At 71.9% G+C, this 12,010-nt stretch carries 9 protein-coding genes; 2 read left to right on the top strand and 7 right to left on the bottom strand.

Going from position 1 to position 12,010, the window contains the following annotated elements:
• Positions 1-23: 23 nt before the first annotated feature.
• From ACWC21_RS09220 to ACWC21_RS09210, 3 genes are all read right to left on the bottom strand, one after another.
• On the bottom strand, positions 24-692 hold the full coding sequence (locus ACWC21_RS09220) for a peptidyl-prolyl cis-trans isomerase (protein ID WP_450879712.1): 669 nt from the start codon (positions 690-692) through the stop codon (positions 24-26).
• On the bottom strand, positions 689-4,951 hold the full coding sequence (locus ACWC21_RS09215; protein WP_450879710.1) for a glycoside hydrolase family 38 N-terminal domain-containing protein: 4,263 nt from the start codon (positions 4,949-4,951) through the stop codon (positions 689-691). Before ACWC21_RS09215 ends, ACWC21_RS09220 begins: the two co-directional genes overlap by 4 nt.
• Before the next feature lie 107 nt (positions 4,952-5,058).
• Positions 5,059-5,943, bottom strand: a complete 885-nt coding sequence (locus ACWC21_RS09210; protein WP_450879708.1) for a MurR/RpiR family transcriptional regulator — start codon at positions 5,941-5,943, stop codon at positions 5,059-5,061.
• Positions 5,944-6,060: 117 nt separating this feature from the next.
• Here ACWC21_RS09210 and ACWC21_RS09205 point away from each other — a divergent pair, with 117 nt between their 5' ends.
• Positions 6,061-6,825: a sugar isomerase domain-containing protein gene (locus ACWC21_RS09205; RefSeq protein ID WP_450879706.1), complete on the top strand. Its 765-nt coding sequence runs from the start codon at positions 6,061-6,063 to the stop codon at positions 6,823-6,825.
• Between the two features lie 35 nt (positions 6,826-6,860).
• Here ACWC21_RS09205 and ACWC21_RS09200 read toward each other — a convergent pair whose 3' ends face one another.
• The 3 genes from ACWC21_RS09200 to ACWC21_RS09190 form a co-directional block, all read right to left on the bottom strand.
• Positions 6,861-8,168, bottom strand: coding sequence for an Ig-like domain repeat protein (locus ACWC21_RS09200; protein WP_450879704.1), 1,308 nt, complete (start codon positions 8,166-8,168; stop codon positions 6,861-6,863).
• A 217-nt stretch (positions 8,169-8,385) separates the two neighbouring features.
• Positions 8,386-9,075, bottom strand: a complete 690-nt coding sequence (locus tag ACWC21_RS09195) for a GAF and ANTAR domain-containing protein (RefSeq protein WP_450879702.1) — start codon at positions 9,073-9,075, stop codon at positions 8,386-8,388.
• Positions 9,076-9,186: 111 nt separating this feature from the next.
• Positions 9,187-10,449, bottom strand: a complete 1,263-nt coding sequence (locus ACWC21_RS09190; RefSeq protein WP_450879848.1) for an MFS transporter — start codon at positions 10,447-10,449, stop codon at positions 9,187-9,189.
• A 382-nt stretch (positions 10,450-10,831) separates the two neighbouring features.
• Between ACWC21_RS09190 and ACWC21_RS09185 the strand changes: the two genes are divergently transcribed.
• On the top strand, positions 10,832-11,419 hold the full coding sequence (locus ACWC21_RS09185; RefSeq protein ID WP_450879700.1) for a TetR/AcrR family transcriptional regulator: 588 nt from the start codon (positions 10,832-10,834) through the stop codon (positions 11,417-11,419).
• A gap of 28 nt (positions 11,420-11,447) precedes the next feature.
• Here the strand turns inward: ACWC21_RS09185 and ACWC21_RS09180 are convergent, their stop codons facing one another.
• Entirely contained in the window at positions 11,448-11,996 is a 549-nt protein-coding gene (locus ACWC21_RS09180) for a YciI family protein (RefSeq protein WP_450879698.1), read from the bottom strand.
• Positions 11,997-12,010 lie beyond the last annotated feature (14 nt).

Raw genomic sequence — 12,010 nt, 5'->3', positions numbered from 1 at the left:
ATCGCCCGCCGTCCGGAGGCGGATCAGTGCCGGTGATCGTGGTCCGGTTGCGTCGGGTCGCCGGGGTGCTCGTGCCCCTCGGCGTAGACCACCCCGGAGCGGCCGAGGTCGAGCCAGTCGAGGAACGCGCGTCGGCCCGCAGCCCGGCGCAGCTCGCGTTCGATACCCTCGCGGGCGCGCTCGTACGGCAGGAAGTCCTCCGGCGTCGCCCCTCCGAAGGGCTCGACACCGCGCCGCAGCGCACCGCTGGTGAGGAAGCGGTCCGGGTTGTTGTCGTAGTACTCCCGCACCACTGCCTCGGGAACCTCCTGCTCGGCCTCCAGTTCGGCGAGCAGGGCCCGTGCGGCCGGGGACCGGGCGAGCGCCGTGGCGACGATGCTGCCGAGGTCGGCGACGTCGCTCTCCGGGACGGCCGGCAGCCGGGCCGGCGGCACCTCCTGGGGCGGCGGCGAGCCGCGCTCCGCGCAGGCCCGGCGGGCGAGTTCGTCCACGACCACCACCTGGGTGGCCCACCGGCGCCGCTGCCGCTCGGCCCGGGCGAGCGACTCGGGGCGAGCGTCGCGTCCGCGGGGCGGTACGGACGCCAGCAGCACCTCCACACGGTCCTTGCCGACGGTCTCGCCGCACACCAGCGCCGCGGCGCCTTCCGGCGGGCAAAGGTGCTCCCCGGGCCCGTGCGCGGGCCCGCTCACGGCGTCACCTCCAGCACCACGGCCGCCGTGTAGGCCACGCACCCGTGCCAGGCGGCCTTCGCCATCAGCCAGTACGACCCCGGCGGCACCGCCGCCCCGTCCACCTCGATCCCGCACTCCAGCCGCGCCCCCGGGGCCACGCCGAAGCCCTGGCAGCCCGGACCGATCCCCGCCCAGGTGCCCCAGGACGACACCGCCCACAGGGTGCCGCCGACCGGCCCGCGGGTGGTGTTGCGCAGGATCACCGGGACGCGGACTCGCTCGCCCCGGCGTACCGCGATCCGCTCGACGCCCAGCCGGGCCAGGAGAGTCGGGCCCGTACGCCCGTCCGGCCCGCCGCGGGGGACCTCGCCCGGCACATCGAGGGCGACGACGTCCTCGAATCGCTGTCCGCCGTACGACAGCCGCGCGGCGAGCCAGTGCCTGCCCGGCACGGCGTCCGGCGGCGGGGTCACCGTCACCTCGGCGAGCGTGAAGCCACCGGGGCCCAGGGCGTACGGCAGTTCGGCGGGCTCGGCCGACCATCCGGGTGGTGCCTGCAGGCTCACGGTGCCGGACACGGGCGCGTCGGTCAGCTCCGAGGCGACCCGGACGGTGGCGGTGACCGGGCCGGAGACGGTGAGCGCCGCCGGCGAGAGGTACACCGCGACCGGCAGGTTGCCGCGGGGCGCCGGGCCGCAGTTGTGGAGCCAGTAGCGGGTGGAGACGGGCTGTGCGGGCTCGTGGGCGGCGATGCCCGGATCACGGGACCGCTCCGGACCGTGGGCCGGCGAGGCCAGGACCGTGGCCACCTCGAACCCGGTCAGCCCGACGCGCAGGTCCCCCTGTCCGTCCGGTGCGAGCGGTTCCCCGGGCGTCTCCAGGACGTCCGCCCGGGCGCCCTCCGTCCACGACCGTGGCCCACGCACCCGCGCCCGCACCGGCCGCCCGTTCACCTCGTGCATCCGCAGCGCGAGCCCGCGCCCGGGATCCGCCGTGGCCACGCTGCCCCGGGCGAGCGGCGAGCCGGCCGGCTTCAGCGCGTCGAGCAGCACGTCGCCCGCGGGCTCCAGACCCAGCAGAGTCGCCGTCCGCGGCAGGTCGGCGACCTCCGACGACCGTCTGAGCCGTGCGGTGAGCGGATGGTTGAAGGCGTGCCCCGCCTGCGGCAGCCGCTGCTCGCGCCAGTCGCCCGCACCGGCCACGACGGCGTACTCGAAGGTGTGGGACCAGCGCTGGAGCTGGAACGCGGACCCGTCGGGGGCCGTGCGGCGCGGCGGATCGACCCAGATGCCGGACGGCCAGCCCGTGCAGGAACGCATCAGCGACATGTAGAGGTCACCGGAGGCGGTGACCACGCAGCCGGGCGTGCCCCGGTTGAGGACCGCGAAGCCGCGCCCGTCCCAGGCGTCGCCCGGCGGCAGCGCCTCGCCCCCGCCCGCGGCGGTGGCCCGCAGCGTCGCCGTTCCGTCGAGGTCGGCGATCAGCGCGTCGACCGCCTTGGCGTCGTCCTCGGGGCGGGCACCGGCCACCACGAGCAGCGGCAGCCGCTCCAGATCGCGCAGGTCGGCGCCGGGCACCCATTCCTCCCGCAGTGAGGCGCGGGGCGCGACCCACACGGCCGCGACCCCGTCCGCGGCGAGTTGTCGGCGCAGCTCGCGCGAGGCGGCCGGATCCCAGCCGAGCGCTTCACCGACCACCACGTTGCGGTCCGGGCCGCCGACGGCGATACGGACGTCGGGGAGGTTGGAATCGACCTCCAGGTCGCCGTAGCGCGGGCCGCCGGCGACGGTCGAGGTCGCGGTGACACCCGCGCGGACGAGCGCGGCCGCCAGGGGGGTGCCGAGTTCGCCGGCCTGGTCCCAGCCGGGGAACACCAGCTCGGCGACCCCGATGGACCGGTGCCCGACCAGGGTCCCGGTGCCGTCCCGGACCGCGACCCGTGCGGTGGACCCCAGCCCGAACCAGGTGTTCGCCGGGTTGTCCAGCGTCCACGGGAACCGCTCGCTGTCCACTTCGACGAAACCGAAGCCGCGCCCGACCACCGCGTCCGCGACCTCGTGCACGGGCAGCCCGCCCCGCACGTTGGAGGGCCAGCGCACCCGGATCAGCCGGTCGGCGCCGTCGTAGCCGTCGACGCCCGTGGTGACGTCCAGGCGGTCGACGCCCCTCCACAGGGTCAGCCGCTGGGTGTAGCGGAAGACTCCGAGATCGGCGGTGACCGTGACGCGGGAGCCGGCGGGGGAGTGCTCCACGGTCACGGAAGCCGGCACGTCGCGGCTGCGGGCCGCCGTGGTGCCGGTGGGCGTGAGATGCCAGGGCCCCTCGCCGAAGCGCGGGTGCCGCGGGTACTCCTCCTGTACGACGAGCTCGTTGCCGATGTCGCCGGCCCGCAACAGTTCGCGGCCGCCCTCGGTGAGGGCGCGCAGGCTGCTGACGCCGCCGCCGCGCGCGGGGTCGACCGTCACCTCGTAGAACTCGTTGCGGATCGCGGAGCCCTCGCCGGGCACCCAGCCGGCCGCGGTGCCCTCGGCGAGCGGCAGGGCCCTGAAACCCATGCCGGGCACCCCCGGTACGACGACGTGGAGCCGCCCGTCCTCGCGTACGGCGGACAGCGGCTCGCCGGTGTCGTCCACCGGGACGAGGCCCGGGTCCGTCACCGTGAGCACGTCCCGGCGCTCCCAGGTCGCGGAGTTGAAGACGACGAGGTCGGGCGAGCGGTCCGGGGCGACCCGGTCGGCCATGGCCTGGGTGGCGTCCGCGTGGACCGCCTCGGCCAGGTCGTACAGTTCGCGCCAGCCCGTCAGCAGGTCGATGTACACCTGGTCGGACTCGGAGCCGGTGATGGCGTCGTGGTGGGCGCCGTAGACCAGCTGCCGCCAGGCCTTGTCGAGGGCCGCGTCCGGATACGGGTGCCCGGCGACCAGCGAGGCCAGCGTCGCCCAGGCCTCGGCGTCGGCGAGCAGCGTCTCGCCGTACCGCTGGGCCTGCTTGGTGTCGATGTACGAGACGTCCTTGCCGGTGTAGACCGGGTTCATGTCCCGTGTCTGGGGAGAGGCCGTGCGGCCTTCCTCCTCCAGTTGCGCCCGTACGGCGGCGAAGAAGTGGCGCGGGATGCCGCTGACGAAGCGGGGCCAGACGTAGCGGGTGTTCCAGTCGCGGTGGATGTCCATCACCCAGCGGCAGGGCGGCGCGTAGTCACCGCCGACGGGAAGCAGCACGTTGCGGGTGAGCGCGACCTGCTTGAGCCCTTTGAACAGCCGGTACGCCGCGGCCTCGGCCTCGGGCAGGGTGGGCGCGTTGTCGATCGCCCAGCCCGCGCCGTAGTGGTTGACCATGTAGGCCGTCAGCAGCCCGCGCCCCGAGGGGGCGATCCACTCGAACTCCGAGGGGAACTGCATCCGTTCGGGGTCACGTGGTTCCTCGCCGAACACCGACAGCGTGGGCCCCCACTGGTGGAACGGCCCGCGCGCCCAGGAGCTGGAGCTGATCCCCGCGTCCGCCATCAGGCCGGGGAACTGCGGGTCGTGTCCGAACGCGTCCAGCTGCCAGGCGGTCTGCGGGGACGCGCCGATGATCCCACGCTGGAAGCCGTCGCCGTACAGGGCGTTGCGTACGGTCGCCTCGGCGCCCGTGAGGTTGGTGTTGGGCTCGTTGTAGGTGCCGCCCATGATCTCCACGCGGCCGGTGCGGATGAGCTGGCGCAGGAAGGCGCGTTCCTCGGGGAAGGCGTCCCAGTACGGCTTGAGGTAGTCGACCTCCGCGAGGACGAAGGTGTACGCCGGGTCGCGCCGTGCCAGGTCGCAGTGGGCCCGCACCAGGCTCATCCCGGACTGCCCGCGTGAGTCGAAGGTCCGGGCGGGCAGGCCCGTGGCGGCCGGGTCGTCGGCGGTGTCCCAGGTCTCGGTGTAGGCGGCCTGGGTGTTCCACCAGACGGGGTCGTAGTGGAAGTGGCTGACCATGAACATGGTCCAGCCGGGTTCGGCGGCGGTGAAGGTCGCGGTGTGCCCGGCCGTGCGCGCCGGGTCTTCCGCGTCCTCGGCCGTGATCCGCACCTGTGTGCTGTCGCCGGGGCGGAGATCGGACCTGACCGGTACCTCTGCGCGCAGCGTTCCGTCGGCGCCCGGGACGGCCGCGCAGGTGCCGCGGACACCGGTGCCCTCGACGGTGAGGCGCACCGTGCGGCCGGGTTCGTGCCCGATTCCGACGGCCACCACCTGGCGCGGCTGCTCGACGGGACCGACGAAGAGCTCGGTCGACTCGACAGAGGTGACACGCATGGGGCTCCTACGTGCTCAGGGGGAGCCCCATCCTGACACCGAGGAGATGATTCAAACAACCATGGTGTTTACTTTTTGGTGGTTCATTCATGCAGTCCCGGCCATGGTCAGCGTGAGCGGCGCGCCTTGACCGCGTGCTGTCCGGCGATGTGGTCCGTCAGGGCCAGGGAGGCGCTCGCCCGCTGGTAGGACAGCTGCGCCACCCGGACGTAGAGGCAGTCGATGAGGACCAGGACCGAGTGACGGGCACCGATGCTGCCGGTGCGGAAGCTGGTCTCCGAGGAAGAGGAGACGAGCCGTACGTCGGCGGCACGGGCGAGCGGGGAGCGTGGGTCGGCGGTGATCGCGACGGTGGTGGCACCTCGCTCCTTGGCGAGTTCGAACGGTTCGAGCGTCTCGCGGGTCGCCCCGGAATGGGAGATGCCGATGGCGACGTCGGCCGGGGTGAGCAGGGCGGCCGAGGTGACGGCGCCGTGCACCTCGGTCCAGCCGCGTACCGCGCAGCCGATGCGGAACAAACGGGTCTCGGTCTCCTGGGCCACGGCCCCGCTGCCGCCGACCCCGTACACGTCGATGCGGCGTGCGCGGGCGGCGGCCTGGGCGGCGCGCTCGATCGCGTCGAGGTCGATGCGGTCGATGGTCTGCTGGACCGCGCGCAGATCCGCGCTGCCCACCACCTGTACGACCCGTTCCAGCCCGTCGTCGGGGGAGATCTCGGGTCCGATCTCGGCGCTGCCCCAGTCGGAGACCTCGCCGCGGCCGCGCTCCTGGGCCAGCTCTATCAGCAGGTGCTGGTAGGAGTCGAGACCGATGGCGCGGCAGAAGCGGGTCACCGTCGCCTGGGAGGTACCGGTTCGCCGGCCCAGTTCGGCGGCCGAGCAGTGGGTGACGGCGGCCGGATCCTCCAGGATCAACTCGCCGACCTTCCGCAGTGAACCGGCCAGGCGGGGGAGTTCGGTGCGGATCAGTGCGGTGACATCGGTCGGAGGCATGGGGAGAAGGTACCAGTCACCGTTGACGACACGGATTGAATACCAGGACCGGCTGTGATTTATTGATTCATCGAGTGTCGCATACAGGGTGGTTCAATCCATCAGTGGGGAGTCCGAGTGTCCGTCGATCCCGTGAGCGCCCAGCGGTTCGCCACCGAGAGTCTGGTCATCCTCCAGCACATCACCGAATCCTCCCGCGACGACGTGACCCGAGCCGCCCGGCTCATCGCCGACTGCGTGCGTTCCGACGGCGTCGTCCAGGCCTTCGGCACGGGCCACTCGCAGGCCGTGGTCCTCGAACTCGCGGGGCGCGCGGGCGGGTTCGTCCCCACCAACCGGCTGAGCATGGCCGACCTCGTCCTGTACGGCGGCGCCGCACCGAGCAGCCTCGACGACCCGCTGCTGGAGCGGGAGGCCGGGGTGGCCGCCCGGATCTACGACCTGGCCGCCCCGCGGCCCCAGGACCTCTTCGTCGTGATCTCCAACTCCGGCGTCAACAACGTGATCGTCGAGATGGCCCTGCACGCCAAGGAGCACGGCCACCGCGTACTGGCCATCACCTCGGTCACGCACACCCGGGCGGTCCCCGCCGGTCATCCCAGCGGCAAGAAGCTCGCCGACATCGCCGACGTCGTCCTGGACAACGGGGCCCCGCGCGGCGACGCCCTCCTCGACCTCCCCGAAGGCGGCGCCGTCTGCGCCCTGTCCACCCTGACCGGCGTGATGCTGGTCCAGCTGGCGGTGGCCGAGGCGACCTCGCTCCTCCTCGCCGCCGGGGAACGCCCGCCGGTGTACGTGTCGGCGAACGTGCCCGGCGGGTTCGAGAGCAACTTGGAGCTGGAGAAGCGGTATGAGGGCCGCATCCGCCGTACGGCGAGTTAGGGCCGGTTGCGGCGGGCTGACCTGAACCTTCCGGGTCAGGTCACCGTGTGGGTGGCGGTCGCGGTGGAGGACGCGTAGTGGGTGTCGCCGCTGTAGGAGGCGCTCATGCTGTAGGAACCTCGGTTGATGGGGTTGAAGGTCGTGGTGGCCACACCGTTGACGAGGCTGATGACCTGTGGGTTGCGGTCGCCGAGGACGAGGGTGACGGTCCCGGTCGGCGTACCTGTCGAGGGTGCGACCGGGGTCACCGTCGCGGTGACCGTGACCTTGCCGCCGGGGGACGAGGGGTTGGGTGAGGAAACGATCGTCGTGGTGGTGGCAGCCTTGTTGACGGTTTGGGTGTCGGTGCCGGTGGACGTGGTGAAGGCGGTGTCGCCGCTGTAGGCGGCGGTGATGGTGAAGGGGCTGCCGAGCGTCGTGGCGTAGGTGTGGGTGATGGTGGCGCCACCGCCGCTCACCGGGGCTGTGACGGACGGTGAGCCGTCCCCGAAGGTGAAGGTGACCGTGCCGGTCGGCGTGCCCGCACCGGGTGCCACCGGTGCCACCGTTGCGGTGATGGTGACCGACTGGGCGGTTGCTGAGGGGTCGGGCGATGAAGTCACCGTTGTGGTGGTGGCGGCCGGGTTGACGGTTTGGGTGTCGGTGCCGGTGGAGGTGGTGAAGTTCGTGTCTCCGTTGTAGGTCGCGGTGATGGGGAAGGCGCTGCCGGCGCCGGGATCGAGAGGGGCGACGGTGGCGGTGAGGGTCACGGGCTGACCGGCCACCGAGGGATCCGGCGACGTGGTCGGGGTGGTGCTGGTCGAGGCCGGAAGCACGGTCTGGGAGTCGGTCCCGGCGGAATCCGTGAAGTCGGCCGAGCCGCCGTAGGTGGCGATGACGGTGTTGTACGGACTGCCCGCCGCGGCGTAGGTGTGCGTGCCCGTGGCCACGCCGCCGGTCAACGGCAGCGCCGTCGGCGCGGTGCCGTCACCGAAGTCGAGGGTCCCCGTCCCGGTCGGGCTGCCGGCGCCCGGAGCCACGGGCGTGACCGTGGCGGTGACGGTCACCGGCTGACCGGTCACCGACGGATCCGGTGACGTCGCCACGGTCATGGTGGTCGCGGTGCGGCCGACCAGGTGGGTACCGGTGCCGGTGGACGAGGAGAAGTCGGCGTCACCGTCGTAGGCGGCGGTGACGACGTACGGGGCGCCGGACGTGCCGGTGTAGGGATGCGAGACGGCGGCCGTCCCACCGGACAGCGGGGCCGTCACCGGGGCGGTGCCGTCACCGAAGTCGAAGGTGACCGTCCCCGACGGGGTCCCCGCACCCGGCGGCTCCGCGGTCACGGCGGCGGTGAATGTCACCGGCCGGCCGGCCCACCGAGGGGTCCGCGGACGGCGACACCGCGGTCATGGAGGAAGCAGGGCTCCCTCTGCCGAGCGGTTCGTCAGCTGCCCGGCTGCCCGGTGCTCCGGTCCGCGAACACCGGTGCGGCGCCCGCGCCCGGAACGCGTCGGACGACGAGGCGATCGCGTGCGGCGAGGATCCTGGCCGTCGGGCCGGTCGTACCGGGCGCGACCGTCACAGAAGGCCGCCCTTCTCGCAGACCTGCCCGGCGACCTCCCGGAGCTTGACGTTGTTCTCCTGGGAGTAACGGCGCAGCACGTCGAACGCCTCGTCCTCGGTGAGGCGGTGGCTGCCCATCAGGATGCCCATCGCCTCGCCGATGACATGGCGGGTGGCGACGGCCTGCTCCATCTGCGCGTGGGTGCGGGCGCTCGAGAAGGCGACCGATGCATGGGATGCCAGCAGCCAGCCCGCGGTCTCGCCGGCCTCGGTGAACGCGCCCGGCTTACGGGAGTACACGTTGAGCGCGCCCAGGTCCTCGTCCTCGGTGAACAGCAAGAAGCCCATCATGCTGCCCACCCCCAGCTCCCGGGCGCCCTGAGCGTACGCGGGCCAGCGAGGCTGCGCCTCGGTGAGATCGGCGATGCGGTAGACCCGCTCTCCCTCCGAGCGGGAGGCCACGTCGAAACACGGCCCCTCACCGAGCCGCGCCTGGAGCTGGTCGCTGTCGATGACCAGCTTCTCCGTCGGGGCGAGCGTCTCCACTTGCCTGCTGTGCAGGAGGAGGATTCCAGCCGCGTCACAGCCCTCGACGAGTTCGACGGCCGAGGAAGTGATCCGCGCCAGTGTGGCAGCGACCGACTCCTCCGCCAGCAGGAGGCGCGCCATCGAGGCCATCTGCTGCGCGAACGTACGCCAATCCATCCCGGCCCTCCCTGCCAGAGCTCACTCCCGTCCACGTCTGCGCCTTTCCCGCCGCACGCGGACCATGTCCCTCTGCACGATTGCGCAAACAGGTGGGGCGCACCGGCATTGTCAGAGAGTGGCCGGCTCGGGATTTTTTGTTTCAGGTAGTTCGCGCATGCCGCGAAGCGGTGACAGGAAGTTCGGGAGCACACTCAGTGTCATGCCGGCCGCCCCGATCCACAATGTGGCCGATGCTCCGAACGCCGAGCCCGAAGCTCCGCCCAGAAGGCCGCCCAGCGGAATGCCGCCCCAGGACACGAACCGGGCCGTCGCGCTCATCCGGCCCAGGAGCCGATCCGGTGTGAGGGCCTGCTGGAAACTCGACTGAGCCACGACGCGGACGACTCCGCCCAGGGAAAGGCAAGCGAGTCCGAGCGCGGCCGCGTACACGCCCGGACCCGGATGTGCCAGCGGCATCAGGACGGTCAAGGGGCAGGTGACGAGCGGTGCCAGCCAGATGACCCGGCCCTGCCCGACCCGTCTCGAGATCCTGGTCGCCAGGAGTGCGCCCAGCAGGGCGCCGCATCCCATCCCGGACAGAATGAGGCCGATACCGAAGGCCTCGAGGCCCATTTCCCTGTCCAGGAACACCAGTAACATGGTCTGGTATACGACCAGAAAGAGGTTGAATATCGCATCCGCCACTATGACGGCGCGCAGCGAGGGATGCTTCAGAACGAATTTCAGTCCCTCTCTGATGTCCCGCACGAGGCGGGGGTGCTCACTCGGCTCCGGCTTCTGTTCGCGTGTGCGGATGCCGAGGGCGAGAAGCCCGGACATGGTCATCCCGGCGGAACTCACCAGAAGTGTTGCGGGGGCTCCGACCAGGCCGACCAGCGGTCCTGCCATCCCCGGCCCACTGATACTGGTGACCGATCGGATGGCCGAGAGCTTCGCATTCCCCTCGACGAGATTGCTGCGGCCCACCAGGTGCGGCAGATAACTGACGTACGCGACGTCGAAGAAAACGGTCAGCACCCCATGGACCAACGCGACCGCGTAGAGCCACCAGATCGTCAGAGCGCCCGCCCACCATGCCACCGGGATCGTCGCCAGGACCAGCGCCCGCGCGAGATCGGTGCTGATCATCACCGATCTCTTGCGCATACGGTCCACCCATGCGCCTGCCGGTAACCCGACCAGGAGCGAGCCCGCCGTGGTCATCGCGGTGAGCAGCCCGACCTGGAACTCGTCGGCCCGCAAGGCGACGATGGCGACCAGAGGCAACGCCAGAAAGATGATGCGATCACCGAGCTGGCCGAGGGCGGTCGCGGCGAACAGACGCCCGAAGTCCGGGTCGCGTAAGAGCCCGAGCCGGGAAGGCCTCGGCATGCGGGTCACCCTTGGTCCCGGGGCGCGGGGGCTTCGGCGTGGAAGGCGGCTGAGGCCGGAGCCTCGTCGGTGACCGGACGAGTACCGGTGAAGTGTGGCTGCATTCCGGCATGTTAGGCCGATGATCGGGCAGCGGGCCCGTGGAACGCCGGGTTACCGGGCCTGACTGATCGCTCACCGTGTCGTGCAGGCCCCTCCGTCGACGTGGATGGTCCGGCCGGTGATGTGCCGGGCACCGGCGGAGGCCAGGCCGCGGAGATGACGTCGCAGGTGCCGGAAGCCGGCGTCGTTGTTCCGCAACCATGCGGAACGAGGATCCGGTCAGCCGGCCGTGGGAGAATGTCCCGAGCAGTGCGGGCTCGGTGGAGGAGGGAGCGTCGCGGTGAACGGCAGCCACGAGGGCGCGGGGCGAGCGCGGGCCGAGCGGGCGGACGCCCGGCGTAACAAGGAGACCCTGCTCGACGCCGCCGCCGCGGTCTTCGTCACGTCGGGGGTCGAGGCGCCGGTGCGGGACATCGCGGCCAAGGCCGGTGTCGGGATGGGGACGATCTACCGTCACTTCCCCACCCGCGCGGATCTCATCATCGCCGTCTACCGGCATCAGGTCGAGGCGTGCGCCGAGGCCGGGCCCGCCCTGCTGGCGACGAGCCCGACCCCGCACGCCGCGCTGGGGCTGTGGATCGACCGGTTCGTCGGCTTCCTGGTCACCAAGCACGGACTCGCCGCCGTGCTGCAGTCCGACAACGCCGGCTTCGAAACGCTGCACGCCTACTTCCTCGACCGCCTCGTGCCCGTGTGCACCCAGCTGCTGGACGCCGCGGCCGCCGCCGGCGAGATCCGCTCCGACGTGGACGCGTACGCGCTCATGCGCGGCGTCGGGAACCTCTGCATCGGCGCCGACCATGATCCCCGCTATGACGCACGCCGCATGGTCGAGCTCCTCGTCGCAGGGCTGCGCGCACCGCACTGACCGGGAGTCGGGCTCCCGTGTCTTCAGGTCATGACCGCCCCCCGAACTGCCAGTTGTGCACCTCGATGTCGGCGTACCGGTCCGGAGTCAGGACGGCGCATGCCGTCTGCCGGTCCGGTGCCCGAAGCAGTGCCGCCGTACCGAGCCAGGCGGTGCCGTCGTCCGACAGCAGGGGCCCGTAGGCGATCAGCTCGTCCCGGTCGGACGGTGGCACGAGGTCGGCGGCCGGCCCGGTGCCGAGGCCGATCACCAGGTACCGGCTGCCGCCGGTCCGGCCGCCGGGGAAGTCCCACATGGTGCGTCCGAGCATGTTGCGCCACCGTCGCAGCAGCACGTCCCGGTAGACGCCGGCCTGGTAGTTCGGCTCGTCGAAGGCGAACGCGCGGGCGGCGGCGGGATCGGGCAGGTCGATGATGTGCACGCTTCCGGTCGGTGTTTCCCCGTCGTCCGCCAGGGTCGGACCTCGGGCGATCATCTCCTTCGTGTACCGGTCCATGTAGGACCAGTGCTCTTCCACCAACTCGTGGCGCAACGTCACGGAGCCGGGCCGGTCGCGGTGATGGCAGAGGAACTCCATGCGCCCCAGGATCA

It is taken from the genome of Streptomyces sp. NPDC001348, assembly GCF_053597535.1.
The sequence above is the reverse complement of the archived record's forward strand: the minus strand, read 5'-3'. Positions and strand labels throughout refer to the sequence as shown.